At 70.8% G+C, this 16,332-nt stretch carries 17 protein-coding genes; 6 read left to right on the plus strand and 11 right to left on the minus strand.

Annotation, left to right across the window (positions count from 1 at the left end; translation table 11 throughout):
- Nucleotides 1-148 precede the first annotated feature (148 nt).
- Nucleotides 149-817 carry a TetR/AcrR family transcriptional regulator gene (locus ACWD68_RS38045; RefSeq protein WP_451811060.1) on the plus strand — a complete coding sequence of 223 codons (669 nt, stop codon included), beginning with the start codon at nt 149-151 and terminating at the stop codon, nt 815-817.
- Between the two features lie 143 nt (nt 818-960).
- The gene (locus ACWD68_RS38050) at nt 961-1,380 is read left to right on the plus strand and encodes a Zn-ribbon domain-containing OB-fold protein (protein ID WP_451811061.1); all 420 of its coding nucleotides are present in this window, start codon (nt 961-963) and stop codon (nt 1,378-1,380) included.
- 111 nt (nt 1,381-1,491) lie between these two features.
- Here ACWD68_RS38050 and ACWD68_RS38055 read toward each other — a convergent pair whose 3' ends face one another.
- The 4 genes from ACWD68_RS38055 to ACWD68_RS38070 form a co-directional block, all read right to left on the minus strand.
- Nucleotides 1,492-2,298 carry a pectate lyase gene (locus ACWD68_RS38055; RefSeq protein ID WP_451811035.1) on the minus strand — a complete coding sequence of 269 codons (807 nt, stop codon included), beginning with the start codon at nt 2,296-2,298 and terminating at the stop codon, nt 1,492-1,494.
- An 81-nt stretch (nt 2,299-2,379) separates the two neighbouring features.
- Nucleotides 2,380-3,357, minus strand: a complete 978-nt coding sequence (locus tag ACWD68_RS38060; RefSeq protein ID WP_451811036.1) for a pectate lyase family protein — start codon at nt 3,355-3,357, stop codon at nt 2,380-2,382.
- Between the two features lie 528 nt (nt 3,358-3,885).
- Entirely contained in the window at nt 3,886-4,272 is a 387-nt protein-coding gene (locus tag ACWD68_RS38065) for a PPOX class F420-dependent oxidoreductase (protein ID WP_451811037.1), read from the minus strand.
- 55 nt (nt 4,273-4,327) lie between these two features.
- Nucleotides 4,328-4,960, minus strand: a complete 633-nt coding sequence (locus tag ACWD68_RS38070) for an HAD family acid phosphatase (RefSeq protein WP_451811038.1) — start codon at nt 4,958-4,960, stop codon at nt 4,328-4,330.
- A 272-nt stretch (nt 4,961-5,232) separates the two neighbouring features.
- Between ACWD68_RS38070 and ACWD68_RS38075 the strand changes: the two genes are divergently transcribed.
- Nucleotides 5,233-6,585 carry an NAD(P)/FAD-dependent oxidoreductase gene (locus tag ACWD68_RS38075; RefSeq protein ID WP_451811039.1) on the plus strand — a complete coding sequence of 451 codons (1,353 nt, stop codon included), beginning with the start codon at nt 5,233-5,235 and terminating at the stop codon, nt 6,583-6,585.
- Nucleotides 6,586-6,656: 71 nt separating this feature from the next.
- On the opposite strand, the gene ACWD68_RS38080 is transcribed toward ACWD68_RS38075, so the two are convergent.
- Nucleotides 6,657-7,430: a type 1 glutamine amidotransferase domain-containing protein gene (locus ACWD68_RS38080; protein WP_451811040.1), complete on the minus strand. Its 774-nt coding sequence runs from the start codon at nt 7,428-7,430 to the stop codon at nt 6,657-6,659.
- A gap of 162 nt (nt 7,431-7,592) precedes the next feature.
- On the opposite strand from ACWD68_RS38080, the gene ACWD68_RS38085 reads away from it, so the two are divergent.
- Nucleotides 7,593-8,999, plus strand: a complete 1,407-nt coding sequence (locus ACWD68_RS38085; RefSeq protein WP_451811041.1) for a S1 family peptidase — start codon at nt 7,593-7,595, stop codon at nt 8,997-8,999.
- 115 nt (nt 9,000-9,114) lie between these two features.
- Here ACWD68_RS38085 and ACWD68_RS38090 read toward each other — a convergent pair whose 3' ends face one another.
- Both ACWD68_RS38090 and ACWD68_RS38095 read right to left on the minus strand, forming a co-directional pair.
- A complete protein-coding gene (locus ACWD68_RS38090) occupies nt 9,115-9,300 on the minus strand; it encodes a hypothetical protein (protein ID WP_451811042.1) in 186 nt (61 codons plus the stop codon).
- Nucleotides 9,301-9,371: 71 nt separating this feature from the next.
- The gene (locus ACWD68_RS38095; RefSeq protein WP_451811043.1) at nt 9,372-10,067 is read right to left on the minus strand and encodes a L,D-transpeptidase; all 696 of its coding nucleotides are present in this window, start codon (nt 10,065-10,067) and stop codon (nt 9,372-9,374) included.
- A gap of 360 nt (nt 10,068-10,427) precedes the next feature.
- Between ACWD68_RS38095 and ACWD68_RS38100 the strand changes: the two genes are divergently transcribed.
- Nucleotides 10,428-11,828, plus strand: a complete 1,401-nt coding sequence (locus tag ACWD68_RS38100; RefSeq protein WP_451811044.1) for a pyridoxal phosphate-dependent decarboxylase family protein — start codon at nt 10,428-10,430, stop codon at nt 11,826-11,828.
- Here ACWD68_RS38100 and ACWD68_RS38105 read toward each other — a convergent pair.
- The gene (locus tag ACWD68_RS38105; RefSeq protein WP_451811045.1) at nt 11,825-12,652 is read right to left on the minus strand and encodes an SDR family NAD(P)-dependent oxidoreductase; all 828 of its coding nucleotides are present in this window, start codon (nt 12,650-12,652) and stop codon (nt 11,825-11,827) included. The genes ACWD68_RS38100 and ACWD68_RS38105 overlap by 4 nt on opposite strands.
- Nucleotides 12,653-12,702: 50 nt before the next feature.
- Between ACWD68_RS38105 and ACWD68_RS38110 the strand changes: the two genes are divergently transcribed.
- On the plus strand, nt 12,703-13,242 hold the full coding sequence (locus ACWD68_RS38110; protein ID WP_451811046.1) for a hypothetical protein: 540 nt from the start codon (nt 12,703-12,705) through the stop codon (nt 13,240-13,242).
- 55 nt (nt 13,243-13,297) lie between these two features.
- Here ACWD68_RS38110 and ACWD68_RS38115 read toward each other — a convergent pair whose 3' ends face one another.
- The 3 genes from ACWD68_RS38115 to ACWD68_RS38125 all read right to left on the minus strand — a co-directional run bounded on the left by ACWD68_RS38115 (nt 13,298) and on the right by ACWD68_RS38125 (nt 16,103).
- The gene (locus ACWD68_RS38115; protein ID WP_451811047.1) at nt 13,298-14,224 is read right to left on the minus strand and encodes an SDR family oxidoreductase; all 927 of its coding nucleotides are present in this window, start codon (nt 14,222-14,224) and stop codon (nt 13,298-13,300) included.
- 164 nt (nt 14,225-14,388) lie between these two features.
- Nucleotides 14,389-15,018, minus strand: coding sequence for an MBL fold metallo-hydrolase (locus tag ACWD68_RS38120; RefSeq protein WP_451811048.1), 630 nt, complete (start codon nt 15,016-15,018; stop codon nt 14,389-14,391).
- The gene (locus tag ACWD68_RS38125; RefSeq protein WP_451811049.1) at nt 15,018-16,103 is read right to left on the minus strand and encodes an S-(hydroxymethyl)mycothiol dehydrogenase; all 1,086 of its coding nucleotides are present in this window, start codon (nt 16,101-16,103) and stop codon (nt 15,018-15,020) included. The genes ACWD68_RS38120 and ACWD68_RS38125 overlap by 1 nt, the downstream gene beginning before the upstream one ends.
- Nucleotides 16,104-16,332 lie beyond the last annotated feature (229 nt).

Below are 16,332 nucleotides of genomic sequence, written 5' to 3' on the forward strand. Positions count from 1 at the left end.
CTGCCCTGCTCCGCAGGAGTCCGTTTCTCCCCCGCAAGCGGGAGGTACCCCCACCCCGGCCTGAAGGCCGGGTATCCACGGAGGAGTTCCGATGAACGAGGCACCGGGGCGCCGCGAGCCCGTCGACGCGACCACCGTCAAACCGCCGATGCGGGACGCCCTGGTGGAAGCCGCCTTCCAGCTCTTCCTGGAGCGCGGCTACGAGGGGACCACGGTCGACGACATCGTGGCGCTCGCCGGGGTCGGCCGCCGTTCGTTCTTCCGCTACTTCCCCTCCAAGGAGGACGTGGTCTTCCCCGACCACGAGCGCTGCCTGGCCGACATGACGGCGTTCCTGAGCGAGGATGCCGGCACGGACGACCCGGTGCAGCGCGTCTGCGACGCCGCCCGGCTCGTCCTGCGCATGTACGCCGAGAACCCGACGTTCTCCGTCCAGCGGTACCGCCTCACCAGGAAGGTCCCCGGCCTGCGCGCGTACGAGCTGTCGGTGGTCTGGCGTTACGAGCGCGCCCTCGCCGAGTACCTGCGCGGGCGCTCCACCGGCCCGCGCGCGGACACGCTGCGCGCCGACGTCGTCGCCGCGGCGGTGGTCGCCGCGCACAACAACGCCCTGCGCTCCTGGCTGCGTTCGGACGGCAAGGGGGACGCCGCGGAGGCGGTCGACCACGCGCTCGGGTATGTACAGAACGCCTTCGGTTCCCCGCCCGGCGAACGCGCGGACGAAACGGCGGAGGACGTGGTGGTGGTCGTCTCGCGCCGCGGAGCGCCGATGTGGCGAGTGGTCCAGGAGATCGAGTCGGCCTTCCGGCGGGACTGAGCGCGGACCGGGCCGGCCTCCCGCGCCCTCCTTTTATTTTTGAGGGTACGGAGTGCCTTTACGGGTGACACTCAGTGCCATAACCTGTGGTCGTGCACGGCGATCCGCGCACATCGGATTCCGGCCGAGCGCAGGGAGATGACATCGTGTACCACCCAGGAATCGCCCTTCACCCAGGCATCGGCTCCGCGACGGACGTGCTCGACACCGGTTCGGAGGAGCACCCCGGAGACGTCCTGCTCTTCCAGCGGTGCCGCTGGTGCGCCACCGCCATGTACAACCGTCTCCTGTGTCCCGTCTGCGCGGGCAGCGACCTGCGGACCGAGGCGAGCGCGGGCACGGGCGTCGTCCGCCACTCCACGGTGATCCACCGCAACACCCCGGCGGCCCGCAATGTCTCCCTCATCGAGATGACGGAGGGATTCACGGTCCGCGGCCGCGTCATGGGCTCGCCCGCCACCATCCACAGCGGTGACCGGGTGCAACTCGCCACCGCCCAGGACCCGGTGCGCCGGCAGCCGGTGTTCCAGCTCGTCGACGGCTCGTACGGCGGCTGGAACTGAGTACGACGGACGGTCCGCACCGCGAGCCGCCGTCTCCGGGACGGCCGGCCGTGCGCGGCTGAACGAACCGGCATGCGGGAGCGGTCCGTTCAGCCGTACTGGCGACGGGCGTCAGCCGTAGGTGATGTCGGACGTCGCGTACTTGCAGTAGGTGCCGTCGGGACCACTGCCGTTCGTCGACGGCTCCGCCCCGGTGTTGTTGCCGATGTACCTCTGGCAGGGGACGATCTTCTTGCTGCTGTCCCCGACGATCTTGATCGACTTGAGCGTCGCGCTGTCGCCGTAGTTGGTGTTGATGCCGACGAGCTTGCTTCCCTTGTAGGTCGCCTCGATGGCGCTGAGGTTGATCGTCCGCTTGTACTGCGTCTTGCAGTTGCCGCAGGACCGGACGAAGGTGCCGAAGGTCTGCACCGCGAAGTTCGACACGTTCAGCGTTCCGGCGCCGTTGAACTGGAACACCTTGTCGCTGGCCGCCTTCGCGCCACCGCCGCTGACGGTGTAGACATTGGACGACGAGGAGCCGAGGAACGTCGCCGCGTCCTCGCCGACGTCCTCCCACCAGACGTTCTGCAGCGTGCAACTGCCCAGGCAGTGAATGCCGTCGGCGGCGGGCGCGCCGATGATGACGTTCTTCAGGACGGTGCCTGCGGCCAGTTCCAGGATCGGTCCCTGGTCCTCGTCCTGGCTGTCCGAGCCCAGGTCACCGGTGCCGTACAGGCGCTTCATCCCGTAGTCCTTGGTGCCGGACACCGAGATGGTGGAGGAGACGGCCTGACTGCCGTTCGCGGTGGGCCAGGTGGCGGCGCTCGCCGGATTCAGGGCGCCGTCGGCCATCACCATGGCGGCCGACAGGCCGAGCGCGGCGAGGGTACCGGTGAGGGCGCGCCGCCGGGCGCGGGGGCGTGCTGATGACGTCATGTCCCGATGCCTTCTTCCAGGTGGGGGTGAGTGGGGGCGAGTGGGGGGTGGTCGAGTAGGGACGCTCGAACGTGGGGGCGGTCAGAGCTTTCCGGCGCCCGCACCGGACGTCACCGAGGAGACGACCGTCGAGGCGGGCTCGGCGGTGTAGCTGTAGGACGGCTTGGTGAACGTGCCTACCTGCGAGACCTCGGTGGCGGCTCCACCGAGGTCGTTTCCGCTGAGGTTGGCGTAGCCGTCCACGTCGCTGTCGCGGTTCGTGGTGACAGCGACCGCCGTGCTCCGGAAGACGTTGTTCTCGACGAGCATCTGGGCGCCCATGCGGGAGTGCACGGCGGTGTCGGCGCCGACGACGTAGTTGTCGTAGAAGTGCCCGGTGCCGAAACGCAGGCTGGGGATGCGGGAGTTGATGTTGTTGAACCAGTTGTGGTGGTACGTCACCCGCAAGTGACCGGTGTCCTCGCTGGAGTTGCTGTCGCTGTGGCCGACGAGCGAGCCCTTGTAGTGGTCCTTGAAGGTGTTCCAGGAGACGGTGACGTAGTCGGACCCGTGCGTGATGTCGAGCAGGCCGTCGTAGTAGTCCTTGCCGTGGTCACGGTCGGACGAGAAGGCGTTGTGGTCGATCCACACCTTCGTCGAGGCCTGGACGGTGATGCCGTCGGCGGGTGCGACCGGCTTGCTGATGTTCAGGTTGCGGACGACGACGTTACTGACCTTCTTCAGGCGCAGTCCGCCGCCGGTGAACCCGGACGCCGAACCGACGCCCAGGACCGTGGTGTTGGAGCCGATGTCGACCTGACCGCTGAGCGAGATCAGGCCGTTGACCTTGACGACCTTGGCCGAGGTGCCGGTGACCGCGGTCTTGAAGGCGTCGAGCGTCGTGACGGTGACGGCGGTGGCGCCGCCGCCGCCGGTGGTACCGGCGCCGAAGCCGACCGGCGAGGTCTCGGCGGCTCCGGCCGATTGCGGCAGGACGAGAGCCGCGGTGACGGCCAGGGCGGCCCCGGCCGTCACCAGGGCAAGGCGTGAGGAGATCTTCCGTGGGGGGCGAGTACGCATGCGGGTGTGTCCCTTCGGATTGACCGTGGGTCATGTACACGAACGACGTACTTGGATCTGAACAGCATGCGATGTGCGGCATTACGCGTACGGACTGAACGCGGGTCGTGGATGACGACTTGCCCAGGTGGTGCGGCTCGGAGATCTGATGTCTCGTATACGAGATGTCACACACGGGTCATGCTGCTGAACGGGAACGTAAGGGGTAAGCGCTTTCTAGTCAACGCTTCCCACAGAACACATCCGGCCAACTCCCGCACCACACGGAACCGGCACGATCGGAGACATTCGGGCGTCAGCGTGCGCCTGCCGGTGTTCGTGCGACGAAGGTGCACCACGTGCACGCGGGGGGCTGTGCCATGGCGAAGACGCGGGAGCCCGCGATACTGGGCGGCCCGGCAATCTCGTCGCCGGCGCTCGCGTTACTGGCGGGGGGCCGTTCCGGTACTGGCCGGACTCAGCAGCGTGGGCGGCCGTACGGGAGTCCGGGTTGCACGGGACCCCCGTACGACCGCCGGGCTCACGGTGTCACGGAGCCGGAGTGATACGGATGCCGACCGTGCCGCTCGCGCCGCGGCGCAGGCGACTGCCGAACAGGGTGAGACGGCCCACCAGCCCGTACTTGCGGGCGATCAGCGCCCGGTAGCGGGCGGTCTCGGCCGCGTCGACGATTTCCGCCGTGGCGGGGACCGGCTCCCCCGTCGGCCTGCCGCGCACGTCGCACGGCCCGACCAGGACGTCGGCCCGGTTGCGGATGCGCTTCACCTTCCAGCTGTCGGCGACGGTCCAGGCACCGAGCGCCGCGCCGTCGGGCACCACCCACACCGGCGTGGCCACCCCCGTACCGTTCTTGCGATAGCTGGTGATCAGCAGATACTTGCCCGATCCCAACTTGTTCAGCGAGGCCTCGTCCATGCCGGAAGTCTAAGCGGGCCGGTCCGCGGGCCCCGCGGCGCCCGAGCCGTCCGGGTCAGGACAACTGACCGTCGTAGTCCGGCAGCTTGAAGGTGCGCTCGGCGTGGCCGCCGACCAGGTCGGTGGTGTTGTTGCCGACGTTGGCGATGATCGTGTAGCCGAGGGACTCGATCTGCGCGCGCTTGCCGGTCTTGTAGGCGCTGACCTGGTCGAACAGGTCGGGCAGGTCCCGCACGTAGAGGCCGTCGACCGGATAGCCGACGCTCTTCAGGTTCCACTTCGTCTCGGCGGCGATGATGCCCGGACGCGCGGTCACGAAGAAGACGGCGACACCGCGGGAGTGCGCGTAGCGGGCGAGTGCCAGAGAGGCCGTGACCGCCGGGGTCGGCAGCTCGTACCAGGGGTGGAAGTCGGTCTCCAGCGTGGTGTTGTCGATGTCGAACACGACCGCGAGCTTCTTGCCGCCCGCGTCGGTGCGCTGCTCGACGTACGGCACCGCCTGGTCGATGACGGCCTGGACGTCCTTCTGCCAGGTGGCGTAGTCGACGTCGGCCGTCGCGGACGTGCTCGCGACCACCTGGGCCGGCGCCGCGGCGGCGGACCCGGCCGCCGTGACCGTCCCTCCGATCCCCAGCGCCACGACCGCCGACACCACGCCCATCCGGCGCACCACACCGCGTCTCGTCATGCCTGTCCCCTTTTCACGTCTGTTGTGCACGTCTGCCGATGGAGTACGCGTACATCGCGACGGCGACGGTGCCTGGTCACGGGACCGTCGCCGCGGCAGACATGATCCTGGCAGCGCGTGTACGGAGGGGGAAGAGGCAGTTACTGATCGGTAGAGATCGTGCTTCGTGCGACTCGGGGTACCCGCTGTCCACCTGCGGTGCGGTGGCAGACGTCCGCGTCGCGTGTGAGCCTGAGGCTCGCGGCTGGCACCAGTGGAAAGAGGCTGCTCGGATGCAAGGACCGAACATCGTCATCGTCGGCGCGGGATTCGCCGGAGTCGAGGCCGCCCGGAGCCTCGAGAGGACGCTCACCCCCGGCGAGGCCCGGATCACCCTGATCAGCCCCACCAACTACCAGCTGTACCTGCCGCTGCTGCCGCATGTCGCCGCCGGTGTCGTCACCCCCCAGTCCGTGGCGCCCTCACTGCGCCGGATCCTGCACCGCACGGCACTGGTGCCCGGCGGGGTGATCGGTGTCGATCCGGGCGCCAAGGTCTGTGTCGTCCGCAAGATCACCGGGGAACTCGTCGACCTGCGCTACGACTACCTGGTACTCACTCCGGGGAGCGTGACCCGCACCTTCGACATCCCCGGTCTGGCGGAGGAGGCGCGCGGCATGAAGACGCTCGCCCAGGCCACCTATCTGCGCGACCACGTGATCGCCCAACTCGACCTGGCGGCAGCCACGTCGGACGACGACGAGCAAGCGGCACGGCTTCAGTTCGTGGTGGTCGGCGGCGGATACGCGGGCACCGAGACGGCGGCCTGTCTGCAACGCCTGACCACCGCCGCGGCACAGCGCTACCACCCCCGTATCGACCCCGGCCTCATCAAGTGGCACCTGGTCGACGTGGCCCCGAAACTGCTGCCCGAACTCGGCGACAAGCTGGGCGCGAGCGCGCTGCGGCTGCTGAGCGAGCGCGGCGTGCAGATCTCGCTGGGCACCTCCGTCGCCTCCGTCACCAAGGACGCGGTCACCCTCACCGACGGGCGGGTGCTGCCCTCCCGGACGCTGGTGTGGACCGCCGGTGTCGCGGCCAGCCCGCTGGTCGACTCACTGGGCGCGGAGACCGTGCGCGGGCGGATCGCCACCGAGCCCGACTTCAGGGTGCCGGGGCTCGACGGGGTGTTCGCCCTGGGCGACGCGGCGGCGGTGCCCGACCTCGCCAAGGGCGACGGCTCCGCGTGCCCGCCGACCGCCCAGCACGCGGCCAGGCAGGGCCGGCACGCGGCCAAGGTATTGACGGCGAGGCTGCGCGGGCAGCCCACCTTGCCCTACCGGCACCGAGACCTCGGCCTGGTCGTCGACCTGGGCGGCCACGACGCGGTGTCCAAGCCGTTCGGCATCGGCCTCAAGGGCGTGCCCGCACAGGTCGTGGCCCGCGGATACCACCTGTACGCGCTGCGCACGGGCGCCGCCCGGTTCCGTACGGGCGCCAACTGGCTGCTCAACGCCGTGACGGGCGACGACTTCGTCCGCACCGGCTTCCTCGCGGACCGGAAGGGAACCCTGCGGGACTTCGAGCGCACGGATGTGTATCTGACGCCGGAAGAGGTGAGGGCCCGAACCCGCGCCCGCGCTTAGGAGCTGTCGTTCGGATCGGGCCGCAGGGCACTGATGGCTGCTCGTCGACGGGTGGGTCCGGCTCGACCGGATCAGGGCGCGCCGCCCTCCCCGCCGGTTGTGCTCCGCAGCAGGGCGAGGTAGCGGCGGCCGAACAGGTAGGCGTCTCCCGGCCAGCGGGCGGAGAGGTAGTGGCCGTCCTGGACGACGAAGGCCTGGGTGTCGTCGGTGGCGGTGCCGCGCCGGGTGAGCGTGCGCGGGCCGCGTTCGAACCGTCCGCCCGGGTCGGTGAGGGCCGCCTTGACCTCGTCCTCGACGTAGGCGGGATAGGTGCGGTAGTAGCGGCCGAGGCGCCATGCCGTGCTGAAGTACGCCGTGCGTTCCATGTATTTGGGCAGACAGGTCGTACGGCGGTCGGCCAGGACGCTGTGGCCGGTGGCGGGGTCCTGGGCGCGGGCCAGCACGAGGACGCCGTGACAGATCGCGCCGACGGGCCGCCGCAGGGCCCAGAACCGGGCGATCTGCCGCTGCAGCGGCACTGAGCCGAGGTATTGCCGCATACCCGGCGCGTGTCCGCCCGGGAGCAGCAGGCCGTCGAAGTCCTCGACGTCCACGTCGGCCCAGGAGACGGTGGCCCGGAACGCGGCCGAGTCGGTCAATTCCCCGTAGAAGCGGCGAGGTTCCCGCTCCGCGCCCAGCCGGCCGAACAGCACGCCCGTGAGCAGCCGCGGGTCCGCCTCGGGCCGGGTGCCCGCGCGTTCGGCCGCGAACACGACGTCGTGGCCGGCCTGCGTCAACATCCGCCAGGGTACGGCGACTTCGGTGACGTCGAAGTCATGGTCGGGGAGGGGAATCAGCACACGCATGCGGCCATCATGGCAGCCGGCGCCGGGGTCGGACCGGGCGCCTCGGCAGGACCTGAGGGCGTGGGTGAACGCGCGGGTGTGGGCGCACGTATGAGGGGAGGGCCCTCGACCGGGGCTCTCGGCGGCGGTGACGTCGCTCCGTTCGGCTTCGGGAGCCCATGGATGAGGCACGCACGACGACGGATCGTCCGACGGGGGGCGCGCTTCGCCGCCGTCGGCGGACTGCTCTGCGGGGGGCTGATGGTGACGCACGCGATGGCGAGCGAACCGTCGGACACGTCGCGTGCCAAGGAGAGTTCGGCGCAGGCGGCCGCGGACACGGGTGCTGGGCTGGTGTCCCGGCTGGGCACCTCGCGGACCGCCGGCAGCTGGATCGCCGAGGACGGGCGTCCCGTGGTCGCGGTCACCGACACGGGTGCGGCGGCCGAGGTGAAACGGGCGGGTGCCCGCCCGAAGGTCGTGCCGCACAGCATGCAGGACCTCAAGTCCGCCACGGAGACGCTCGGTTCGGCGCCCCGGGTGCCGGGCACGGCCTGGGCTGTGGACTACACGAAGAACGAGGTGGTGGTGCAGGCCGACAGCACGGTCTCCGCCACCGACTGGTCGCGCATGACGAAACTGGCCGACGGTATCGGCGACTCCGTGCGGATGCGCCGGACCCAGGGCACCTTCACCACACGGGTGAACGGCGCACAGGCGATCTTCTCGACGAGCGGGCGCTGTTCGGCGGGCTTCAATGTGACCAGCGCACAGGGCGAGTTCATCCTCACGGCGGGGCACTGCGGCCCCGCCGGCTCCGTCTGGTTCTCCGACAACTCGGGCCGGCAGCAGGTGGGCCGCACGGTCTCCACCGCGTTCCCCGGGAGTGACTTCTCCCTCATCCAGTACGACGCCGGGCAGCAGCAGGCGGCGGCCGGGAGCAACATCGTGGGCATCGGCGGCGGCAACGGCGTACGGATCACCGGCGCCGCCGATCCGGCCGTGGGCCAGCGGGTCTTCCGCAGCGGCAGCACCAGCGGGCTGCACGACGGCAAGGTGACCGCGCTCAACGCGACGGTCAACTACCCGGAGGGCACGGTCACCGGGCTGGTCGAGACCACGGTGTGTGCCGAACCCGGCGACAGCGGCGGCCCGTTGTTCTCCGAGGGCATCGCGCTGGGGGTGACGTCGGGCGGCAACGGCGACTGCGCGACGGGCGGCACGACGTTCTTCCAGCCGGTCACCAAGGCGCTCACCGCCCTGGGGGTGACGCTCGCGGGTCAGCCTCAGGGCGCCGCCGGCGGTGCTGCCCCGTCGTCCCCAGCGCCCTCGGCGCCGGCTTCGGCGCCGGCCTCGCAGGGGGCGGCGGCCGGGCCGGGCGCGGCGGCACCGGGCGCGGTGGAGCCGGTGGGCAGTACGGGGGCGGGGACCGCGGAGACGTTCGTCACCCAGCTCACCGACCCGCAGAACGTCGGCCCGGGCCTGCTCGTCATCGCGGGGAGCGTCATCGCGCTGGTGGCGACCCGCTTCATCCGCACCGAGCAGGACCGCAACGCCTATCGGCGGCAGTATTCGCAGAGTTGGGGCTGAGCGGCCCGGAGTCGGTTCGAGGTGAACGGAGTCGGGGCCGAACCGCCGGAGGCCGGTGCGGAGGTCCGAGGCGGTGGCTCCCCTCGACGGGGAGCCCCGGCCGGGATGCGGAGGGTCAGGCCGCCCGGGTCGACGACGGGGCGGCCTCGGCCCATTCGAGCACGAGACGCTGGTACTCACGCCGCTCTTCGATGCTCAGGGTCCCGCCCGCCCGGAACCAGAGGGCCCGGATCTCCTCGTTGACCTCGGCGGCCGAGCGCTGAGTGTCGGTGTCAGGAGTGGTGGACATGGCGTGAAGCATACGGTCCTTGACGTGAAGACAATGTGAGTAAAGGCGCACCGAGCGACATAACGGACCGTGAAGCTCGTCACTCACGTGCCGGGCTTGCGGCCGTACACGTAGACGTCGTCGCCGTTCTTGAGCAGCGACCAGTACTTCTTGGCCGTGGTCGGGGTCATGTTGACGCAGCCGTGCGACCCCGGCGGGTTCCACATGCTGAGGCCCACCGAGTGGAAGGCCTGACCGCCGTCGAAGAACTGGCTGTATGGCATGGCCACGTTGTAAAGGCTCGAGACGTGGTCGATGTCACGCCAGTAGACCTTCTTCAGGCCGGTGCGGGTCTCGTAGCCGTCCCTGCCCGTGCGGACCGGGACCGGACCGTAGACCAGCCTGCTGCCGTCCTGGATCCAGCTGAGCTGGAGCGTGAGGTTGACGCAGGCGATACGGCCCTTGTTCACCGGGCACTTGCCGTCCCTGTTCGGGTTGGTCCCGACAGCCTTCTGCTTGTTCATGAGATCCATCACGCCCCAGGTGACAGATCCCGCGTACCCGATGTTCGGGGTTATGCCGTGCTTGGTCTGGAAGGCCTGGATCGCCTTGCAGTCGGCGACGGACTGACGGCCGTCGACCGGCCGTCCGAGGAACTTCTCCACCTGCTTCTGGTTCGGGCCGGTCGACGTCGTACAGCTCGCTGCCTGCGCGGGTGTCGCGCCCAGTGCGAGAGTGAGCGGCGCGACCAGTCCGGCGAGCCCGAGCGCGACGGCTCCTCGTCTGCGTGTGTCCCCCATGACGGGCCTTCCCTGTCGTGTCCATCGTGTTGTCTGCCCTGCTAGACCGTCCATGAGGGTATTGCGTTGTACGGCCGACCGGACCGGGACCAAACAGTGACATTCCTCGCTGCACCGGTCCACACCCTCCTCGGCTCCACGACGGCCCGGCTGCGGCGGCGCGGCCCACGGCCCCGGGGCCCGCCGCGCGGCGCCGATCCGCTCGGGGCGGGTGGGCGGGCGGGCGGGCACGATCGGGTGTACGGCCCGGCGAGAGGTTCACGCACTGGGGACGGGCCGGATATGTCGGCCCTCGGTATCGGTCCAGTTTCCCCCGATTGGACCGAGGTTTCGGCGGGGCCTCCCCCCTACGCTGCCGACATGTACTCCACCCTCGCCGCTGACCTCGAACGACTCCCCGAACTCCTCCAGGCCGCCCGTGACTTCGCCGTCCAGGAGGTGACCGGCCTCGACCGCCGTCCGGTCGCCCAGTTGGGCAAGGCGCCCGCCCCCGCGCCGCTTCCGGCCGAGGGCGCGGGGGCGGAGGGCGCCCTGACCCGGTTCGCCGGGCAGTGGGCCCCGGGGTTCTCCGGCTCCGCCGGCCCGCGCTACCTCGGCTTCGTCACCGGCGGCGCGACACCCGCCTCACTCACCGGGGACTGGCTGACCGGCGCCTACGACCAGAACGTCTCGGGCAGCGGCGGATCCTTCGCGAGCGCCCTGGAGCACGAGACGCTGGGCTGGCTGCGCGAGTTGTTCGGACTGGGCGAGGAACACCACGGGGCGTTCGTGAGCGGGGCGACGGTCTCCAACACGGTAGGGCTCGCCATCGCGCGGGAGTGGCTCGGCGAGCGCCGGGGCGTGTCGGTCGCGCGCGAGGGGGCCGGTGCGCTCGGTCCGGTGGACGTACTGTCGGGCAGCCCGCACTCCAGCGTCGCCAAGGCCCTGTCCGTGCTCGGCCTCGGCCGGGACAGCCTGCGTGCGGTGCCGGTGCTGCCCGGCAACCGCGAGGCCGTGGACGTCGAGCGGCTCGACGCCGCGCTCTCCGCGCTCGACGGGCGTCCGGCCGTCGTCGTGGCGAACGCCGGGACCGTGAACACCGTCGACTTCGACGATCTGCGGGCGATCGCCGCGCTCAGGGAGCGCCATGACTTCTGGCTGCACGTGGACGCCGCGTTCGGCGGCTTCGCCGCGCTGTCGCCCGCGCACTCCTCGCTGGTGGCGGGTCTGGACGCCGCCGACTCCGTCTGTGTCGACCTGCACAAGTGGCTCAACGTCCCCTACGACGCTGCCGTCCAGTTCACCCGTCGCCAGGACCTCCAGGTCCGGGTCTTCCACAACGCCTCGCCCTATCTCGGACTCCCCACCGGGGATCCCGACTTCCTGCACCTGACCCCGGAGAACTCGCGTCGGCTGCGCGCGCTCCCGGCCTGGTTCTCGCTGGCGGCCTACGGCCGCGAGGGACATCGCGAGATCGTCGAGCGGAACGTCGCGCTCGCCAGGCGTCTGGGCGAGCGGATCGCCCGTGTTCCCGCGCTGCGGCTCCTCGCGCCCGTCCGGCTGAACGTCGCCTGCTTCACCCTCGCCGACGACCCGACCGAGCAGCGGGTCCGCGCACTGGCCGATGCCGTCGCCGCCTCGGGCGAGGCCTTCCTGACACCGACGTTCTACGACGGGACGCACGGGCTGCGTGCCGCGTTCAGCAACTGGCGTACGACCGAGGCGGACACGGACCGGGTGTCCGACGCCCTCGAGCGTCACTGCGCGGAGCCGCGCGGCTAGACGCCCTCGCCCCCGCCGCCGAAGTCGCCGTCTCCACCGTCGGCCCCGCGCACCCGCCGGAACCCGGTGTTGACGCCCAGCAGACCACCGTCGACGCACAGGGTCGTGCCGGTGATCCAGGACGCGTCGCGGGAGGCGAGGAAGGCGACGGCGGCCGCGATGTCCTCGGGTTCGCCGACCCGGCCCAGCGGATACAGCCCGGCCGCCAGGGCGAGATCGTCGTCACGGCCCTCCCACGCGGTGGTACGGACGGTTCCCGGTGCCACCAGGTTCACCCGGACGCCCCGGCCGGCGGCATGGCTGGCCAGGGTGCGGGTGAGCGACATCAGTCCCGCCTTGGCCGCGCTGTAGGCGTGGTTGCCGAAGTCCTGGATGCCGTTGACGGAGCCGATGGAGACGATGGCGCCGCGGCCGGAGGCCACCAGGTGCGGGAGCGCCGCGCGGGCGCAGCGGTAGGCGCCGCTCAGGGTGATGTCCAGGTCGCGGGCCCACACTTCGTCGCTCTCGTCCTCGAAGAGCGGGGCGTCGGGGCTGCACCGGTAGGCGTTGTTGACCAGGACGTCGAGCGAGCCGAAGGCGTCGACGGCGTACGCCACGGCGGCCTCGACCTGGGCCCGCTCCCCCACGTCGCAGCTGAACGCCTCGGCCCGCGCGCCGCGTTCACGCAGTGCGCCGGCCGTCTTCTCCGCCTCCACCAAGTCCATGTCGGTGACGAGGACCTGGGCGCCTTCCTCGGCGAGCCGATGAGCGGTCGCCGCGCCGATACCGCGGGCCGCACCCGTGATCAGAACCCCGTATCCCTCGAAGCGCCTCATCGCAGTCATGGCAGCGAAGGTACTGCCAAGATCGTCACGGCGACAGATACCGTGCGCCCATGTCCGCCTTCATACAGCAACTCCCGGCTCTGATCGGCGTGGTCATCGGTGCCCTCGGTTCGTACCTGGCGATCGTGCGGGGCGACCGGGCCCGCTTCGGCCGCGAGCAGACCGCGCGCTGGGAGGAACGACGGCTCGCGGTGTACGCCGACTACGCGCGGTGTCTGAAGAAGACGATCACGCTGACATACCGGGTCGCCGCCCATCTCGGCAACGACCCCCACCCGCATGCGCTGTCGCCGGAGGAGGCGGCTCCGCTGCTGGCCGAGGCCGCGGAGGCCGGGGACCCGGCCGGTGAGGCACTGCTGCTCCTGGGCACTCCGGAGGTGGTGGAGAAGTCGCGCGCCTGGGTCGTCGTGGTGATGGAGATGGAGCGCTTCCTCTACGAAGGCACCCGCGACCCCGAGGCATGGCAGACCCTGCTCGAACGCCAGCGCACGGAGCGCGAGGCGTACTACGCGGCGGTGCGCGCGGACCTCTCCCTGATGACGGAGCGGCCGGCCGCGTGGCAGGTACCGCCGCTGCACGCGCGCGCCTGACCACGGCCACGCCCTCCGTGGCCGGCCCGGCTCGCCTGTCCGGACCTCCCGCCCCTCAGCGGTACCCCGTCGCGTCCGCCGGCTTCCCCTTGTCCTGGACCTCGACCATGTAGCGCCAGCAGTCCGGACGGCTGCCGTCGAGGTCGGTGAAGCCGTACACCTGGGCGACCTGCCCGCTGGAGAGGGACTGCCCGTTCCAGCGCGCGACGTCCGGGTCGGCGGCCAGCGCGGCGACCGCGCGTCCCACGTAGTGCGGCGTCTCGGAGATACCGAAGTGCGGGACGCGTTCCTCGGCGTCGTGCCAGTTCTCCTCGGTCACACCGAAGGCCTCCAGCATCATCTCCGAGCGCAGCCAGCCGGGGGTGAGGGCCACGGCGGTGGCGCCGCGGGGGCCCACTTCGTGCGCGAGGGCGAACGCCATGCGCAGCACGGCCGACTTGGCGAGGTCGTAGAAGAAGGAGACCCGGTAGGTGTCCCGGTTGTAGTCCGCCGTGCCGTCGGTCATCTCGACGACCAGGCCGCCGGGACTGCGCAGGAGCAGCGGCAGCGTGTGGTGGCTGGTGATCGCGTGGGTCTCGACGGCGAGCCGGAGCATTCTGAGGCCGTTGTCGAGGTCGTGCTCCCATACGGGGGCGTCCCACTCGAAGAGCTTCTCGGCGCCCCAGATGTCGTTGACCAGGATGTCCAGGCGGCCCTGCTCGTCCGCGATCCGGGCGACGAGCGCCGCCACCTCGGCCGGGACGAGGTGGTCGGTGGGGACCGCGATGCCCCGCCCGCCGGCCGCGGTGACCAGGTCCGCGGTGTCCTCGATGGTCTCCGGGCGGTCGTACTCCGAGCGCCGTGCGCGCGTGCTGCGGCCGGTCACATAGACGGTGGCGCCGGCCGCGCCCAGTTCCGCGGCGATTCCGCGGCCCGCGCCGCGGGTCGCGCCCGCCACCAGTGCGACCTTGTCCCGCAGCGTGCCTTCCAACGGCCCTGACATGTCCGACCTCCGTGCGCGTCGCGTTCACGGGTGCTGTCCCCGTGTCGCTACGAGCGTCTCCCGGAAGCCGGACATCTTCTGTCAGGTATCTCCGAGTCGTTTCCGCCGTGTCGCCGCCGGTCGGCGCCGGGCGGTCGGCGCCTCACCGCGGCGGGACGGCGGCGTCAGTGGCCCCGTGCGATCCACTCCTCCAGATGGGAGGCCTCCGCGCCGATCGTGGTCGTCTCGCCGTGTCCCGTACGGACGACCGTGTCGGGCGGCAGGGTGAGCAGCCGGTCGCGGATCGACTCGATGATCGTCGGAAAGTGGGAGTAGGACCGGCCGGTCGCCCCCGGGCCGCCCTGGAAGAGGGTGTCGCCGGAGAAGAGGGTGCCGAGGCCCGGGTCGTAGAGGCAGACCGCGCCCGGGGCGTGCCCGGGGGTGTGCAGCACGGTCAGGTCGGTGCCCGCCGCCTCGATCACCTGGCCGTCCTGGAGCCAGGCGTCGGGCAGGCGGTCCGGGTGGGTGAGCTTCCACAGCGGCAGATCGTCGGGGTGGAGCCAGATGGTGGCGCCGGTCCGCTCCGCGAGGGCGGGAGCGGCGTCGATGTGATCGTTGTGGGCGTGGGTGCACACGATGGCCCGAAGTCGCCGGTCTCCGACCGCCTCGGCGATGGCGTCGGCGTCATGGGCGGCGTCGATCACGATCGCCTCGTGATCGTTTCCCACGATCCACACGTTGTTGTCGACGTCCCAGGTGCCGCCGTCGAGTGCGAAGGTGCCCGAGGTGACGAGGTGTTCGATGCGTGCGCTCATCACAGCATCACCACCGAGCGCAGCACGTCACCGTGGTGCATCCGCTCGAAGGCCGGTTCCACTTCGTCCAGGGCGATCGTCTCGCTGACGAAGGCGCCCAGGTCGAGGCGTCCCTGGAGGTGCAGGTCGATCAGCATCGGGAAGTCGCGGGAGGGCAGGCAGTCCCCGTACCAGGACGACTTGAGGGCGCCGCCGCGTCCGAAGACGTCGATCAGGGGGAGTTCGAGTTTCATGTCGGGGGTGGGCACGCCGACGAGCACGACGGTGCCGGCGAGGTCGCGGGCGTAGAACGCCTGCTGGTATGTCTCGGGGCGGCCCACGGCCTCGATGACGACGTCGGCGCCGAAGCCTCCGGTGAGTTCGCGGATCGCCTCGACGGGGTCGGTCTCACGGGAGTTGACGGTGTGCGTCGCGCCGAGCTTCTCGGCGGTCGTGAGCTTGCGGTCGTCGATGTCCACGGCGATGATCTTCGCCGCGCCCGCGAGCCGGGAGCCGGCGATCGCCGCGTCGCCGACACCGCCGCAGCCGATCACCGCGACCGTGTCGCCGCGGCCGACGTTGCCCGTGTTGATAGCGGCCCCGATCCCGGCCATCACACCGCAGCCGAGCAGTCCGGCGACCGCCGGGGAGACCGCCGGGTCGACCTTGGTGCACTGTCCGGCCGCGACCAGCGTCTTCTCGGCGAAGGCGCCGATGCCGAGCGCCGGAGACAGTTCGGTGCCGTCCGTCAGGGTCATCTTCTGCTTCGCGTTGTGGGTGTTGAAGCAGTACCAGGGGCGTCCGCGCAGACACGCACGGCACTGCCCGCACACCGCGCGCCAGTTGAGGATGACGAAGTCGCCGGGCGCCACGTCCGTGACACCGGCGCCGACCGACTCCACGATTCCGGCCGCCTCGTGGCCGAGCAGGAACGGGAAGTCGTCGTTGATACCGCCCTGCTTGTAGTGCAGGTCCGTGTGGCAGACCCCGCAGGCCTGGATCTTCACCACGGCCTCGCCCGGCCCCGGATCGGGCACGACGATGGTCTCGACGCGCACCGGCTCGTTCTTGCCCGGTGCGATGACACCCCGTACTTCCTGCGCCATGTGAGTGAGCCCTTCCCTGAGTCGACGTTCCGTCGACCGACCCTACGGTGTGACCGGCCGGTAGAAGGCCAGCCGGTCCGCGGTGGCTCCGGTCCCGGTGCGCCGGAACGGCCGGCCCTGGCGGGTGGCGATACCCCGCGCCCGCCGTGCCGGGGGCCGAGAACAGGGACGAGGACGAGGAGAGGCCCGTCACCAGGAGCTCTCAGATACCCCCGGGGGTACCTCTGCT

It is taken from the genome of Streptomyces sp. NPDC005141, from assembly GCF_053599975.1.